The organism is Mucilaginibacter sp. cycad4, assembly GCF_034263275.1.
In the GTDB taxonomy this organism is placed as follows: Bacteria; Bacteroidota; Bacteroidia; order Sphingobacteriales; family Sphingobacteriaceae; genus Mucilaginibacter.
Genome location: NZ_CP139559.1, coordinates 1495427 through 1511027, shown reverse-complemented (window position 1 = coordinate 1511027; position 15601 = coordinate 1495427). Strand labels below are relative to the sequence as shown.

The following is a 15601-nucleotide window of genomic DNA, read 5'->3' as shown; positions in this document are numbered from 1 at the left end:
AACCACTTCCGGCTAATTTTTTCGGGTTAACAATATCAAAATCATATCTACTAAATACTTTTTAAACTAATCAACCCACAACAAAAATATGGATTTTTCTACATTTCCTGTGCCTTTTAATGAAGGTGGCCGGGTAAATAAATTCAAGAGCATTACCAATTGTTTTTCCCGGATCAACCCGGATACAAAAAGGAAATTTATTATGCGGATAAAGCTTATCGCCGTCCTGTTATTTGCAGTTTGCATGCATCTCAGCGCTAAAAGTTTCAGCCAAAACATCACTTTAGCCGAAAAGAACAGCAGCCTCCAAACCGTATTGAACAAAATTGAGCAGCAAAGCGGCTATGACATTTTTATGCAAACCGAACTGCTTGCAGGCAGCAACAAGGTATCGTTAAATGTAAAAAACGAAGCTTTAACCAAAGTGCTCGACAGGGTTTTTAAGGGCCAGCCTGTTACCTATGCCATAGTAGGGCACACCATTGTTATAAAAGAAAAAAACATCAAAACGGCCGAAAGCAATACCAGTGCACCCGCCCCCGTATACACCGGTAAAGTTGTTGATGCCGATACTAAAGAGCCTTTAATAGGTGCCTCAATAGGGCTTAAAGGCACAACTAAAGCCACTACCACCAGCTTAAACGGTACCTTTAAACTTAATACCGGCTCAGATCAGGGTACTGTGCTTGTGATATCATACATCGGCTATGTTACCAAAGAGGTAACGCTTTCAGGTGTCAGCGACCTTGGTGTAATTGCGATGCAGTCAAGCGCCAACTCCATGAAGGAAGTAGTAATAACCGGCGATGTGGCCATCGACCGTAAAACACCTATTGCCGCGTCGACCATTAACCAGCAGTTTATTGAAGAAAAAATGGGCACAAGGGATATCCCTCAGCTGTTGCAGGGTACTCCGGGCGTAATGGCTACTGCCCAGGGCGGCGGTTATGGCGATTCACGTATCAGCATCAGGGGTTTCTCAAGCGGCTCGAAAAAAGGTAATGTCGCCTTAACCATCAACGGGATCCCGGTTAACGATATGGAGAACGGTTCAATCTTCTGGTCGAACTGGTCGGGGCTTACCGATGTAACTACTTCCGTGCAAATTCAACGTGGCTTAGGAGCATCAAAAATTATTGTTCCATCATTTGGCGGTACCATTAATATCACAACCCGTAATACCGACATGGAAAAAGGCGGTTATATAGCCCAATCATATGGTAGCAACAACCTGCAGAAAACTGCTGTGCTGGTATCTACCGGTTTGAATGATAAAGGCTGGGCCATGACTTTTCAGGGAAGCCGTAATAAAGGCGACGGTTTTGCCGATGGCCTTAATTATTTAGGATACAATTACTTCTTCAATTTGTCAAAAGTATTAAGCCCGAGCCAAACTTTGTCGTTCTCAGTAATGGGTGCTACGCAAACTCACGGTCAAAGGCCGCAACGTTCAATTGCCGAGTATCAAAACGCACCACAGGGAATTGAATGGAATTACTACCTGGGGGTTAAAGATGGCAAACAGATCAATCCGTACAACAACAAATTCAGCAAACCTGTATTTTCATTAAACCACGAGTGGACCATTAATGAAAAGTCAAGTTTATCAACCGTTTTATATGCAACTTATGGCACGGGCGGCGGCGGTTCGATAGGTGGAAACACCAACCCGGTAAGGGTAAGCAATTTTTACTCGCCGTTTGATTTTACCGCGGTTGAAAAAAGCAATGCTGCAAACCCCGACGGCTCTGCCAGCACCTATTTTTACTCGGCACATAATGACCATACCTGGTATGGTGTACGAAGCACTTACCGCACCCGTTTTGGTAACGATATCGATTTTTCGGGAGGTATTGATTTAAGGTCATACAAAGGTACGCACTATGAAGAAGTAACCGATTTATTAGGTGCCGATTATGTGTATGCCCCATACACCGGCAATACAGCCACAGGAAGCGCTTCGGGCGATATTAATGATCCTCAGAAAAGAGCGGTAGTTGGCGATAAATTCGGCTATTACAATAAGGATTATGTACAATCGGGCGGTGCATTTATGCAGGCGGAATATTTGAAAAATAATTTCTCTGCTTTTGTTACCCTTTCGGGTTCGGGCACTGCCGATAAACGCGTTGACTTGTTTAACTACCTGAACAGCGATCCAAACCAAAAAAGCCCTTACGTTAGCTTTTTCACCTACCAGGCCAAAGCCGGCGCAAATTACAACCTAAACGATCAGATGAACATATTTGCCAACGTAGGTTATATTACCAAACCGCCGTACTTTGATAACGTGTTCCAGAAGTTCACGAACAACATTAACCACAGCACGGTAAGCGAAAAGCTGTTTAGCTATGAATTGGGTTATGGTTATAAGATCTCAAACTTCAGCGCCAAATTAAACCTGTACAGGTCAAACTACAGCGATGAGTCTTTCTCAAACTCATATGGCGATACCAAAACCAACCAGTTGTATAGCGTAAACATCTCTGGCGTAAACGAATTGCACCAGGGTGCCGAGCTGGAGCTTACCTATAAGCCGGTTAAAGCTGTAACTGTTGGCGGTATGTTTTCATACGGCGACTGGCATTATACCTCAGATGCAGGCCCTGCTACGGTATATAACAGCCAGCAGCAAGTTGTGGCTACAGTTGGCAAAGTTTACCTGAAAGGACTAAAAGTTGGCGATGCCGGACAAACCACCGCAGGTTTCCATTTGGATATCGACGTATTGCCGGCCTTGAGATTAGGGACAAACTATAACTACATAGCCAATTACTATTCAAACTTTCTTTTTTCAAACATCACCAAACCTGATTTAACTCCTTATAAACTGCCAAACTATTCGGTTTGGGACGTAAACGGTGTTTTTAAATTCAAAATAGCCGGGCTTGACTCATACCTGATCGGTAACGTAAATAACTTACTGAACACCAAATTCATCTCTGATTCTTTTGATACAAATGCTACCGGTTTGCCAGCCAATGTTAACGTTTATTACGGCTTAGGCAGAACATTTACATCAACCATAAAAGTTAAATTTTAATACCGACAAAAATGAAAAAGATATATTATTCATTAACGTTATTGGCGCTGGCATTTACGGCTTGTCAAAAGCAACCGGTTATTCCTAATGCACAACCGGTACACAAAGCCAGTTTAACCCAAACGTTGGCCTCTGCCGATTATGGAAAGCTTGATACCTCTACTTATGGTTATAAAAATCATGCGTTTAAATCAGACGATGATGGCAAGCAAAGCATCCCCGCCATACTTGCAGCCGAATACCCGCGCGTTGACGATGGCTCGACCGCCAGTATAACGTTTAATGTAGGGACCCCGGTAGTAAAAGTGGCCGATAGCCTTTACAGTAAGGTAGCCTATACGCTTACCAATGCCGATTATTTACTGTTACCAGGCAACAAATACACCGACTTCAGCGCAGCGCAAATACTTTCGTGGTTACCTTACGGGCCAAACACCTCATCGCCAAAAGCAAATCAGCTTGCTGTGCTTACTTTTAACTATTATGCGGGGAGCGTATCGGTACAAACCTTTGGTTACCTTTACCTGAATAGCGCGTGGCAACAAATTTACCTGCTATCACCGGCTCAATATCTTTCTATAGGTCGTTCAAATCATAATGAGTTTGTTGCCGCAGACAAGGATAATATCAATACTTATATCAATGCCCTTTTAAAGGCCGATTTAACAGTTTCGGCAACAGCTAAAGTTGGTGATATCTTATATGTAAGCTATAACTATTATGATGGCACCGATTATCAAAAAGTTACCGCTTACGCCTTTGATGGCAGTAACTGGGTTGCCGGCGCAACGCCAAGAACGTTATCGTTTGAACGTGTAGCAGGCAAATGGGTTGCAAGCAGCACCGTAAACTACACGCTTGCTGCTGCCGATTATGTTTACATCGGCACACAAACCACGGTAGGAACACAAGCCGCAAGGGATAACGTAGCTAAATACCCTGATTTTAACATCAGCGCTGCTACTGATGCTACTTATTGGAGCCCTGACGACTTAAACGCGGCATTAATTGCTGTATTGACAGAGAAATTTAAGGCTACCGCCCTTCCTAATCAAAAATTTGTGGTTACCTATACAACTTATTTTAAAGGTACTACTTCAAACACAAGCAAAACTTTTGTTTTCGACGGAACAAACTTCACCGTTCCTAAAGTGTAAGATCTTATAAAAACAGGCCCTGCGAAATTGCAGGTCCTGTTTCCTTTCATTTTCCCTAAATCTTTCCGGTTTAAAAAATTTGCACAGCGTAAACGTATTGGCTGTGCTTTGTATTTATCTATCATAAAAAACAACACTTATGAAAATTAACAACCTGCTTATCGGCCTGGGTTTAGCCTTAACCTTCGCCGGATGTTCCAAAGACCTTAAAAACTCGCCTACGCCGCCTAAAACAGGCGATACTACAGTAACTCCCCCAGTCCCGGTTCCTTATACTATTACCGAGGATTTTGAGCAGGGCAGTAAAACTGCCTATGCAGCCGCCGATGTAACCCTGAGCACAGGAAGCTGGAATTTTACCGACGCGCTGATAGGCAACCTGGCTGCCGATTTGAAAGATGGCAGTAAATCGGTAAGGCTCCGTACCGGGGATATCGCGATGAATTTCGACATCAAAGGCCTTACCACTTTGTATATTAAACACGGTAAATATGGAACCGATGCCACATCAACCTGGCAGTTGTTGATGTCGACCGATGGCGGGGCGAATTACACGCAGGTAGGTACCGATATTACCGAAACCAATACCACACTGGTAACCGACTCATTTAAAGTAAGCGTTACGGGTAAAGTTAGGTTTGAGATCAAGAAAGCAGGTACAACCCGTATCAATATAGATGACATTACCTTTAAAGGCACCGGCGATCCTGGTATAACCATTGGTACTCCTGATACCGGCGGCAGCGATACTACCGGCACGTCAAACTCATCAACACCAAGGGACGTTACCGCCGGCGCCGATGCACCGCCAACAAGCGGCGATAACAGCAACCTGCTTTTCGGCAACCCGTCAAACGCGCTTTCAACGCTGGCCTCAATGGATAACTACCTGGTTGATCAGAAGTATTATGTAGAATCATACAACGCCACCAAGGGCGAACCCAACTGGGTAAGCTGGCACCTTGACGCAACCAATACCACAAATGCTACAAGCCGCCTTGATAATTTTGCAGGCTGGAGCGGCTTGCCTGCTGGCTGGTACCAGGTAGAGAGCAACAGCTATTCGGGCAGCGGGTTTGACAGGGGCCATAACTGTCCGTCGGCAGATCGTACCAGCTCAACCGCCGCAAATTCGGCAACCTTCCTGATGACCAATATGATACCACAGGCTCCGCAAAATAATCAGCAAACCTGGGCCAATCTTGAAAATTACCTGCGCGAGCAAGTAGCTGCCGGCAACGAAGTTTATATCATTATGGGCAGTTATGGTACAGGGGGCACCGGTTCAAATGGTACAGCTAATACCATCAATAACGGCCACGTAAACGTACCAAGCAACGTTTGGAAAGTTGCCCTGATCATACCTAAAGGTGATGGCGACGTTGCGAGGGTTACTGCTTCAACAAGGGTTATTGCGGTAAACACGCCTAACATCAACACCATCAACTCCGACTGGACTAAGTATATAACCACTGTTAAGGATATCGAAACAGCAACAGGTTATACCTTGTTGTCAAGCCTGCCTGCTTCGGTTAGGGCAGCACTTGAAGTTAAAGTTGATACCGGTGCTTCAGGGTCGTAAAAGCTAATAATCTGAAAAAAAAAGCCGGAGGTACTGCATACCTTCGGCTTTTTTGTTGGCGTTTTTTGGGGTGTTCAATTTTTGAAAAACAGGTGTTCAACTTTTGAAACCCAAATATCACAACTCATTGATTATCAACATAAAAATGTTCAAATTAGTCTATTGGGCATTTTTGAATATTTGTAAACAATTGATTATCAAGTAGTAAAATTCAGACAAAAACAACAAGTGTTCACACTTTTAAAAATTGAACACCTGCTATTTTGCGTTTATTTTGCTAAGCCTGATGCCATCGGGAAACAGGATCAATTCACTCCCTTTACGTTCATCTTTAAAACGTAAACCGCTTTGGAGGCTGTCATAAATAGGATATCCTTATTCTTACCGCCAAAACAGATATTGGCCGTCCATGGTTCATCAATATCTATATGGCCTATCTTTTCGCCCTGGGGATTAACTATGGTTACGCCTTTTCCACACATATAAATATTGCCATGCTCATCTATCGTCATGCCATCACATCCCATAGCTATGAACAGACTACGGTTAGATAATGTACCATCTTTATTGATGTCATAGCGATAGGTTTTATTATCCCCGATATCGGCTACGTACAACGTTTTGCCGTCGGGAGTGCCGATTATGCCATTGGGGCGTACAAATTTATCATCAACCATAACAGCAGGTGCCTTGCCTTTAGCCAGGAAGTATAATTTTTGTCCATCGAGGTCAGGCTGCTTGCGGGTCCAGTAGTCTCGTTGGTAATAAGGGTCGGTGATATAGATCCCCCCATCAGGGCGCACCCAAACATCATTAGGGCCGTTAAATTTATGCCCCTGGTAATCCTTCAGTAAAACTGTAACCTTGCCTTTCGGGCTGATAGACCAAAGCTGATCATCAGCATCGGCACAACTAATCAGGTTGCCTTTTTTATCAAAATACATCCCGTTTGAGCGGCCTGCACTATCCAGGAAAACAGAGAGCTTGCCATCGGTATCATATTTCCAGATCTTGTTGTTGGGCTGGTCGGTAAAAAACACATTGCCTTTTTTGTCGACAGCCGGCCCCTCGGTAAATGAAAATTGTTTGGCGATTAGTTGGGGTTTGGTATTAGGGTCATATAAACCGGCATCGGTTTGGGCGAACACTTTAATAGAGAGTGCAGATACCAATAAAATGAGAGCAGGTAGTTTTTTCATGGTTACGGAGTGTTACAATGGTTTTGCTAAAGTAATATGTTTTTGATAGTGATTATTTTAAAGGGGTAAAATATTTGATACAAGTGGTGGATTTTATGGTTGAAAAATTGGATCAACCTTCATTTATCACTATTCAAAATCTATTTAAAAAGAACTCATTAAAAACGCTATTTTTGCACCTTTATTAAAATACCGTACATCACATGAGTATTGCATTATCCGAACAGGAGATCATTCGCCGCAAATCTTTACAAGAGCTACGTGCACTGGGTATTGACCCTTACCCTGCCGAAGCCTTTAATGTTAACGCCTGGGCACAGGATATAGCCGATAATTTTAAGGATAAACCCGAGGCCTACCAGGACGTTGTAATTGCCGGCCGCATCATGACCCGCCGCATTATGGGAAGTGCATCATTTGCCGAATTACAGGATTCAACCGGGCGAGTGCAGATCTACCTGAAACGCGATGATATTTGCCCTGATGAGGATAAGACCTTATATAATACCGTATTTAAAAAATTACTGGACATTGGCGACTACGTTGGCGTAAAGGGCTATGTGTTCCTAACCCAAACAGGCGAGATCTCAGTTCACGTACGCGAGCTGGTAGTACTTTCAAAATCATTGAAACCGCTACCGGTTGTTAAACGCGAAGAAGACGGAACCATCCACGATGGTTTCACCGATCCCGAATTACGTTATCGCCAGCGCTATGTTGACTTAACCGTTAATCCTGATTATAAACAGATTTTCATCAACCGTTCAAAAGTGATCAGCGCTATGCGCAGTTACTTTAATACCCAGGGATGGATGGAGGTTGAAACCCCTATCCTGCAGCCGGTGCATGGTGGTGCAGCGGCCCGTCCGTTTGCCACGCACCATAACACGCTGGATATGCCCTTGTTTTTACGTATTGCCAACGAGCTTTACTTAAAAAGGCTTATCGTAGCCGGTTTTGACGGTGTTTATGAGTTTGGTAAAATGTTCCGCAATGAGGGCATGGACCGCACCCACAACCCTGAGTTTACCGCTATGGAAATCTATGTAGCCTATAAAGACTATATATGGATGATGGCCATGGTTGAGGAATGCCTGGAAACTGTTGCCAAAGCGGTTCACGGAATCCCGGTTGTGCAGGTTGGCAGTAATGAGATCAACTTTGCAGGCCCGTACGAAAAACTATCGATGTATGATTCGATCCTGAAATACACCGGCATCGATGTATCAGCCATGGATGAAGCAGGCTTGCGCGAAGTTTGTAACGAACTGAAAATAGAGATAAACCCAAGCATGGGCAAAGGCAAACTGATCGATGAGATCTTCAGCGCCAAAGTTGAGCATCACCTGATCCAGCCTACTTATATTACCGACTACCCTATTGAAATGACACCGCTTGCCAAAAAACACCGTACCAAAGAGGGCTTGGTTGAGCGTTTCGAATTATTTGTGAATGGTAAAGAGATAGCAAATGCTTACTCAGAGCTAAATGATCCTATCGACCAGCGTGAGCGCCTGGAAGAACAACTTATCCTGGCCGGTCGCGGTGATGATGAGGCCATGGCAATGGACGACGACTTTTTACGCGCGCTTGAATACGGTATGCCGCCAACATCAGGCTTAGGCATAGGTATTGACAGGCTGGTGATGCTGATGACCAATCAAAGCACCATCCAGGAAGTGTTATTCTTCCCGCAAATGCGCCCTGAGAAAAAAGCTAAAGTTGCCAGTGCAGATGATTTTGTAAATATTGGCGTACCTGCCGAATGGGTACCTGTGCTCAATAAAATGGGCTTTAACACCGTTGAAGAACTAAAAGCAGGCAACCCTAACAAGGTTTTCAATGACCTTGGCGGGATGCGTAAAAAATTAAAACTGGATATTACCATGCCAACTAAAGAAGTAGTAATGGCATGGTTTGCAAATGATATACTATAATGGTAACTTCCTTTTTTAATTCTGCATTTTGTGATATATTTGAGATAGGATTTACCCAGTGATAAAAATCATTGGGTAAATCCACCTTGATCATATCACATTTTAATGAAATTAAACCTGCGCGTTCTCAGTTTTAAAAGAGGACATTTTCCCCAAAAGGCCATAATGCGGCCAACCTCTAATTTTACCGGATATTTTTCGGGCGAAGGAGAACTTCCGGAAACCAATGAAAATAGTGTGCCGGCTCAAGATGCCAAAACTCCTGAAGAAATAGCAAATCCTGATACTGTATGCGCATTCTGCAAAACGGATTATGGTACACCACTTAACAAACTTTCGGTTTACCCTATTTGCGACAACTGCAGCGTTGATCTCAAAAAAAAGATCTTCCCGCAGTGGGTTAAGCTATTTTTTGGCGGTGTAATATTGCTGGTTGTATTTTCCATATTCTGGAACTGGCGCTTTTATGCGGCGTACAACAATTTAAATAAAGCCAATGAGGCTTTTTCAAAATCAGATGTTTCAAATGCGGCGCAATTGATGACCAAAGCGGCCGAAGAGGTACCCGAAACCCGTGATCTTGTACAAATGGCCGCCTATTTCCGTGGTATTGAATTTTTGTCAAAAGATAAATCAGCTTTTGCTTTAGCCGAATTTAACAAATGTACAGACCTGGGCGCTGACTTTCACATTAACCAATGGATACTCAACTCCGAAATTGGCGTTGCTTATGACAAAAAAGATTACCCGATGTTTTTAAAAACATCAAGAGCCGTTTTAGAGCTTGATTCTACAGTAGCCCAATCATGGGCAGGAGTAGCTTCGGCTTACGCCTGTTTATATGCACAAAACGGACAGGATTCGCTAAAACAGCTTTCGCTACAATACCTTCACAAGGCCAGAAAAATGGATGATACCAGCGCTATATCAAAAGATTATACCGGCCGGATCCTATACAGGATTGATAGCAAACAAATCATCAGCCGTGATGAGTTTCTGAAAAAATTTCCTAATGGTTACACTTCTGCTTTAAACAAATAAATATGTTCATTCCTGGTATTCTTATCTCTATTGCTACCTTTCCCGGCATTATTGTACATGAGTTTGCACACCTGTTTTTTTGCAGGTTACGCAAAGTGGCCGTTTTTGATGTTTGTTATTTCAGATTTGCCAACCCTGTAGGTTATGTGATCCATGAAAATACAAACAATTTTTATACAACATTTTTGATAAGCATGGGCCCGTTTTTTGTAAATACCTTATTATGCCTGCTTATTTGTATCCCGGCTTATATCCCCATTAGTTATTTCAATGTCGATCACCCATTATCGTACTTTTTAATGTGGCTTGGCGTATCGATAGGAATGCATGCAATACCATCAAACCAGGATGCCAAAAATTTATTTGACCAGGCAAAAGTGAAAGCCAGGAAAAAAAACGTATTAGCCATCATATCTTTTCCTATTATCGGACTGATCTATTTATTTAACCTGCTACGTTTCTTCTGGGCAGATTTTTTCTATGGCATTGGTATCGGCGTTGGCTTACCTTCGCTGCTTTTTAGATAACGCCAACAAACCAAAACCCGTTATAATTTCTTAACAAAAGCTTAAAAAAAATAATACTTTCATTTAAAAAGAGTTAGCTACTATTGTAATAAACATATATTACAAATATCATGACCAACTCAATATTGGAGATCACCGAAAACGAATACCTGATCAAACTTAACAGGAGCAATTTCAACCTGTCGTTCATCAGGAGTTTATTGAAGCTTGTTGAAGTGGCCAACCCGTCTGAAGAATCTGAATATTCATCATACACAGACAGCTACGTTCAGCCTTATCAAAACCATTCAGCTACGCCTGATTATTTCAGCGCCATTGAAGAAAAATAAAAGGGACGCGATTTTCGCGTCCCTTTTATTTTTTATCCCTTTTCTTTTATCCTGTTTTAGAATTGGCGATACCCTCCCCTTACTACTTGCTTATCCATCTGGGCTAATTGACCTTTCATCATTTTAATTTGTTCGGTAAGCAGTTTGTTCTTATCATCCTTCGAAGCTTCCGACAAATACATTTGCGCCTCGCGCTTGTTGCGCTTCGCCATTGAAATACCGGCCAGGCTCAACTTTGCCAAAGCTATATTGTGCGACATTTTCATCCCCAACGACAGGGCCTTTTTGAAGTATTTTTCTGATTTCATTGGCGCCTTGCGTGACTCGATCAAACCGATCAGCAAGTTGTAGTAACCGTGCTGGTTTTTGTGCAGTTGTTTTTCGTAATCGGTAATTTTCAATAACCACACTTCTGACTTTTCAGAATTTTCCTTACGCAAAAAATACTGGGCAATGATCATATTCTCGTTAAAGAAGAAGCTAAGCAGTATAATACCGCCCATTAACAAAACAAAAATCCCCCATCCCCAAAAACCGAATGCACAAAGGGCAACCGCCGCACCCATCACTACACAAGCAATAACTAACCGAACAATATTTGACATAATTTGTGATACTAATATTAGCGCAAATATCTGTTTATTTGTACGCTAAACCAACTTCTATATAAATATTTATGGCGATTGCATTACCACCATCATGGCTCAAGGTTTTACAGCAGGAATTTGATAAACCTTACATGGTAAAACTTAAACAATTTTTAAAGGAAGAGCAGCAATCAGGGCAAGTTGTTTACCCTAAAAACGGCGAGATCTTCAACGCTTTCAATACTACACCTTTTGATGATGTAAAAGTAGTGATATTAGGGCAGGACCCTTATCATGGTGCTCATCAGGCCCACGGCCTTTCATTTTCGGTGCAAAAAGGTATTGCCATTCCCCGCTCACTCATTAATATCTACAAAGAGCTTCAAAACGACATTCCGGGTTTCACCCTTCCTTCACATGGCAACCTCGAAGAATGGGCCAAACAGGGTGTTTTGTTACTGAACGCCACTTTAACCGTAAGGGCGGGCGATGCCGGCTCACACCAAAAAAGAGGCTGGGAAGAATTTACAGATGAGGTGATCAAAACCATTTCCGATAAAAAAGAAGGCATTGTATTTATATTATGGGGCGCCTTTGCCCAATCAAAAGCAGTTTTGATTGATGAAAAGAAACATTTTATTATTCGCTCTCCACACCCCTCACCTTTCTCGGCTGATCGGGGCTTTTTCGGGAGCAAGCCTTTTTCAAAAACTAACGAGATCTTGAAAAAAGAAGGTAAAAAAGAGATTGACTGGCAAATACATTGAGCGAGAGACAAGACGCCAAGAGTCAAGAACCAGAGGAAAGAATCAAGACGCCAGGAGTCAAGAAACAGGGGAAGCATCAAGACGCCAAGAGTCAAGACACAAGATTTAAAAAGCCTGAAAATAAAAAGAGTCAAGAAATGAAAGATATCTAACCCTTCTTCTTGACTCTTGATTCTTATAGTCTTGAATCCCTTCCTGACTCTTGATTCTTATAGTCTTGAATTCCTTCCTGACTCTTGTCTCTTATAGTCTTTACTCTTATCTAATACTCCAGCGGTACTATAGGCTCCTTTTTACTGGTAGACATGATCATCATGGTTTGGAATGTTTTTACCACGGTAATGCGGCTGATCTTTTCCATGATCAGTTGTTCATATGATTTAATGTCGCGTACGTATACCTTCAGCAAAAAATCGCACTGGCCGGTTACGTGATGACATTCGGTAACTTCCTTAATGTTCTTGATCTCATCCAAAAAAGTTTGAATGGTATTTTTCTGATGAAAATCAAGGGAGATCTGGATAAAGGTTTTGATTCCTAATCCTAACTTCTCTTCATCTACCAGGGCATGATAGCTTTTAATGTATTCTGCGTTCTCAAGTTTACGCACTCGCTCAAGGGTAGGTGCTGGCGAAAGCCCTATCTCGTTAGACAACTGGAGGTTGGTTATCCTTCCGTTTTCCTGTAAAATCTTGAGTATTTGTAGGTCTATTTTATCTAATTCGGCGGCCATAGTTGTATGCAAATATAGTATTTTCCTCGCTTCGCAAAATTTAATTTTTCTTTAAAGTACTTCAACGAAAACATATTTCCTAACGTTTATTTTTTTAGATTAGTCTAAATTTTTTATTAGATTTGTTTAAATGAATACTTTAGCCGAGGAAAACTACTTAAAAGCCATCTATCATCTTGCTGTAAATGATGGAAATGCAAGTACAAATCAAATTGCATCCTCGCTAAATACCAAAGCATCTTCGGTTACCGATATGCTAAAAAAACTTGCTGATAAAGCGCTCATCAATTATACCCCTTACCAGGGCGTGAGCCTCACCCCCTCCGGCGAGAAAATAGCAATAGGTATTATCCGTAAACACCGGCTATGGGAATACTTTTTAGTTGAAAAACTTAATTTTAAATGGGACCAGGTACATGACCTTGCCGAAGAGATGGAACATATCTCATCCGAAGAGCTGATTGACCGTCTCGATAAGTTTATGGGCTATCCCAAGCATGACCCGCACGGCGACCCGATACCTGATTGCAACGGCCGCTTTAACACACATGAGTTAAAACCAGTCTCGGCCGTAACAGTTAACCAAATCGGTATAATTTCAGGCGTCCGCGACCATAGTTCATCCTTTTTACAATACCTCGATAAAAAACAACTTACCATCGGCTGCAAAATAATGATCACTGATATTATTGAATATGACCATTCGGTAGTGGTGCAAACCGGCAATAAAGAAGTGCACATTAGCCGCGAAGTAGCCAACAATCTGCTTATAGCCCTATGAACAATAAACACAACGAATCTTTAGGCAACGTACACGGATCTGTAACCACCGAAAATAAAACCGGCTGGCGCAAGCTGGCGGCATTTTTGGGTCCGGCTTACCTGGTGAGCGTAGGCTATATGGATCCAGGAAACTGGGCAACGGATATCGCAGGCGGTAGTGCTTTTGGATATAAGCTTATCTGGGTGTTGTTTGTATCTAACATGATTGCCCTCCTGCTGCAATCACTGGCAGCCCGCTTGGGAATAGTACGCGGGCTCGACCTTGCACAGGCCTCAAAAAACGCTTACCCACGTTTTGCGAATTTTTGCTTGTATATATTAGCACAGATAGCCATTGTAGCATGTGACCTTGCCGAAATTATTGGCATGGCCATTGGTTTAAAACTGCTGTTTCACCTTCCGTTAATCTGGGGCGTATCGCTTACCATCACTGATACCGTACTGATGCTCTACCTCATGAACAAGGGCATGCGCAAACTCGAAGGTTTTATTATTTCGATGATCTTTATAGTGGGGCTCTCTTTTTTGGTCGAAATGTTTATTGTTAAGCCCAATGTAATAGAAGTAGCAAAGGGTTTCATCCCCGGCAACTTGTTTAAAGGCGACAAAATAAGCCAGCAAATGCTTTATATAGCTATAGGCATTATTGGTGCTACGGTAATGCCGCATAATCTATATCTTCATTCATCGCTGGTACAAACCCGTCAAATAACCCGTACCGAAGAAGGCTTCAGGGCCGCTATTAAGTTTAACCTTTTTGATACCGTTATAGCCCTTAATCTTGCTTTTTTTGTGAATGCGGCTATTTTAATATTAGCAGCAAGCGCCTTTTTCAGGAACGGCTATTTTGAAGTAGCGGAGATCCAGGATGCATTCAAGCTACTGGAGCATATTTTCGGTGCAATAGCCCCTACTTTATTTGCTATAGCGCTCATTGCTTCGGGCCAAAGTTCAACCATTACCGGTACACTTGCCGGGCAAATCATTATGGAAGGGCACATTAACCTGCGGATAGAGCCCTGGTTACGCCGCCTGCTTACCCGTGTACTGGCCATCGTGCCGGCTGTGTTTACCATACTTTTTTATGGCGAGGGCGGATTAGGAAAGCTCCTGATCTTAAGCCAGGTTGTATTAAGCCTGCAACTGGGTTTTGCGGTAATTCCGCTTATCCATTTCACGTCCGACAGAAAAAGAATGGGGAAGTTTGCCATCAATTTCCAGACAAGGGCATTGGCATGGGGAAGTGCACTGTTAATTGTTGCATTAAACGCCAAACTGGTATATGAACAAATTGGCGATTGGATAAGTGGAAATCCGTCATCAATATGGATCTATGCTGTAGTAGTTCCTATTGTCATTGGTATAGCACTATTACTGATCTATGTTTTTATACGACCGTTATTATTTAAACATTATGACAGGCCTGCTATTGTACCACATGGGATAGCCAATGCCATTACCGAGCTCGATGCGATAACTTATAGCCACATCGCCATAACTATAGATTTTTCAAAGAATGATACCGATTGTCTGCGGCATGCTATTATGCAGGGAGGCAAAAAGGCCGATTATACATTGATACACGTTGTTGAAACAGCCGGCGCGCGTTACTATGGCGGAGAGGTGCTAGACAATGAAACCCAAATTGATTTTAATAACCTTGACAAATATGTTTGTGCTTTAAAGAACCTTGGCTACAATGCCCAGGGACAAATTGGCTATGGTAACCCGGCCAGCGCCATAGCCGAAATTGTAAAGGACGAAAAGATTGATTTCATTGTCATGGGTTCGCACGGACACAAAGCTTTAAAAGATCTTATATTTGGCACCACCGTAAACTCTGTAAGGCACAAGGTTAATGTGCCGGTACTGGTGGTAAAGCCACAGTCAAACTAATTTTGTAAGTTTGCGGCTGA

Annotated in this window: 13 protein-coding genes; 10 read left to right on the top strand and 3 right to left on the bottom strand. The window is 42.5% G+C overall.

Annotation, left to right across the window (positions count from 1 at the left end):
• Positions 1–88: 88 nt before the first annotated feature.
• The 3 genes from SNE26_RS06375 to SNE26_RS06365 all read left to right on the top strand — a co-directional run bounded on the left by SNE26_RS06375 (position 89) and on the right by SNE26_RS06365 (position 5782).
• Positions 89–3043 carry a TonB-dependent receptor gene (locus SNE26_RS06375; protein ID WP_321558522.1) on the top strand — a complete coding sequence of 985 codons (2955 nt, stop codon included), beginning with the start codon at positions 89–91 and terminating at the stop codon, positions 3041–3043.
• 11 nt (positions 3044–3054) lie between these two features.
• A complete protein-coding gene (locus tag SNE26_RS06370) occupies positions 3055–4200 on the top strand; it encodes a hypothetical protein (protein ID WP_321558521.1) in 1146 nt (381 codons plus the stop codon).
• 139 nt (positions 4201–4339) lie between these two features.
• Positions 4340–5782, top strand: a complete 1443-nt coding sequence (locus SNE26_RS06365; protein WP_321558520.1) for a DNA/RNA non-specific endonuclease — start codon at positions 4340–4342, stop codon at positions 5780–5782.
• Between the two features lie 305 nt (positions 5783–6087).
• Here SNE26_RS06365 and SNE26_RS06360 read toward each other — a convergent pair whose 3' ends face one another.
• On the bottom strand, positions 6088–6981 hold the full coding sequence (locus SNE26_RS06360) for an SMP-30/gluconolactonase/LRE family protein (protein WP_321558519.1): 894 nt from the start codon (positions 6979–6981) through the stop codon (positions 6088–6090).
• A gap of 203 nt (positions 6982–7184) precedes the next feature.
• Between SNE26_RS06360 and lysS the strand changes: the two genes are divergently transcribed.
• From lysS to SNE26_RS06340, 4 genes are all read left to right on the top strand, one after another.
• The gene (gene lysS, locus SNE26_RS06355) at positions 7185–8918 is read left to right on the top strand and encodes a lysine--tRNA ligase (RefSeq protein ID WP_321558518.1); all 1734 of its coding nucleotides are present in this window, start codon (positions 7185–7187) and stop codon (positions 8916–8918) included.
• 105 nt (positions 8919–9023) lie between these two features.
• The gene (locus SNE26_RS06350; protein WP_321558517.1) at positions 9024–9959 is read left to right on the top strand and encodes a hypothetical protein; all 936 of its coding nucleotides are present in this window, start codon (positions 9024–9026) and stop codon (positions 9957–9959) included.
• A gap of 2 nt (positions 9960–9961) precedes the next feature.
• Positions 9962–10486 (top strand): metalloprotease family protein, encoded by a 525-nt coding sequence (locus tag SNE26_RS06345; protein WP_321558516.1) that lies wholly within the window; start codon positions 9962–9964, stop codon positions 10484–10486.
• 110 nt (positions 10487–10596) lie between these two features.
• Positions 10597–10815, top strand: a complete 219-nt coding sequence (locus tag SNE26_RS06340; protein WP_090527160.1) for a hypothetical protein — start codon at positions 10597–10599, stop codon at positions 10813–10815.
• A 56-nt stretch (positions 10816–10871) separates the two neighbouring features.
• Here SNE26_RS06340 and SNE26_RS06335 read toward each other — a convergent pair whose 3' ends face one another.
• Positions 10872–11420, bottom strand: a complete 549-nt coding sequence (locus tag SNE26_RS06335; RefSeq protein ID WP_091162705.1) for a hypothetical protein — start codon at positions 11418–11420, stop codon at positions 10872–10874.
• Between the two features lie 71 nt (positions 11421–11491).
• On the opposite strand from SNE26_RS06335, the gene ung reads away from it, so the two are divergent.
• A complete protein-coding gene (ung, locus tag SNE26_RS06330) occupies positions 11492–12169 on the top strand; it encodes a uracil-DNA glycosylase (RefSeq protein ID WP_321558515.1) in 678 nt (225 codons plus the stop codon).
• A 262-nt stretch (positions 12170–12431) separates the two neighbouring features.
• On the opposite strand, the gene SNE26_RS06325 is transcribed toward ung, so the two are convergent.
• The gene (locus SNE26_RS06325; RefSeq protein ID WP_022832833.1) at positions 12432–12902 is read right to left on the bottom strand and encodes an Lrp/AsnC family transcriptional regulator; all 471 of its coding nucleotides are present in this window, start codon (positions 12900–12902) and stop codon (positions 12432–12434) included.
• 130 nt (positions 12903–13032) lie between these two features.
• Between SNE26_RS06325 and SNE26_RS06320 the strand changes: the two genes are divergently transcribed.
• Together SNE26_RS06320 and SNE26_RS06315 are read left to right on the top strand one after the other, a co-directional pair.
• A complete protein-coding gene (locus tag SNE26_RS06320) occupies positions 13033–13683 on the top strand; it encodes a metal-dependent transcriptional regulator (RefSeq protein WP_321558514.1) in 651 nt (216 codons plus the stop codon).
• Positions 13680–15581 carry an Nramp family divalent metal transporter gene (locus SNE26_RS06315; RefSeq protein ID WP_321558513.1) on the top strand — a complete coding sequence of 634 codons (1902 nt, stop codon included), beginning with the start codon at positions 13680–13682 and terminating at the stop codon, positions 15579–15581. Before SNE26_RS06320 ends, SNE26_RS06315 begins: the two co-directional genes overlap by 4 nt.
• Positions 15582–15601: the final 20 nt, after the last annotated feature.

Coding starts and splice junctions, on each gene's coding strand:
- lysS (WP_321558518.1), top strand. CDS start 7,185: ATGAGTATTGCATTATCCGAACAGGAGATCATTCGCCGCAAATCTTTA.
- SNE26_RS06360 (WP_321558519.1), bottom strand. CDS start 6,981: ATGAAAAAACTACCTGCTCTCATTTTATTGGTATCTGCACTCTCTATT.
- SNE26_RS06320 (WP_321558514.1), top strand. CDS start 13,033: ATGAATACTTTAGCCGAGGAAAACTACTTAAAAGCCATCTATCATCTT.
- SNE26_RS06345 (WP_321558516.1), top strand. CDS start 9,962: ATGTTCATTCCTGGTATTCTTATCTCTATTGCTACCTTTCCCGGCATT.
- SNE26_RS06315 (WP_321558513.1), top strand. CDS start 13,680: ATGAACAATAAACACAACGAATCTTTAGGCAACGTACACGGATCTGTA.
- SNE26_RS06340 (WP_090527160.1), top strand. CDS start 10,597: ATGACCAACTCAATATTGGAGATCACCGAAAACGAATACCTGATCAAA.
- ung (WP_321558515.1), top strand. CDS start 11,492: ATGGCGATTGCATTACCACCATCATGGCTCAAGGTTTTACAGCAGGAA.
- SNE26_RS06375 (WP_321558522.1), top strand. CDS start 89: ATGGATTTTTCTACATTTCCTGTGCCTTTTAATGAAGGTGGCCGGGTA.
- SNE26_RS06350 (WP_321558517.1), top strand. CDS start 9,024: ATGAAATTAAACCTGCGCGTTCTCAGTTTTAAAAGAGGACATTTTCCC.
- SNE26_RS06370 (WP_321558521.1), top strand. CDS start 3,055: ATGAAAAAGATATATTATTCATTAACGTTATTGGCGCTGGCATTTACG.
- SNE26_RS06335 (WP_091162705.1), bottom strand. CDS start 11,420: ATGTCAAATATTGTTCGGTTAGTTATTGCTTGTGTAGTGATGGGTGCG.
- SNE26_RS06325 (WP_022832833.1), bottom strand. CDS start 12,902: ATGGCCGCCGAATTAGATAAAATAGACCTACAAATACTCAAGATTTTA.
- SNE26_RS06365 (WP_321558520.1), top strand. CDS start 4,340: ATGAAAATTAACAACCTGCTTATCGGCCTGGGTTTAGCCTTAACCTTC.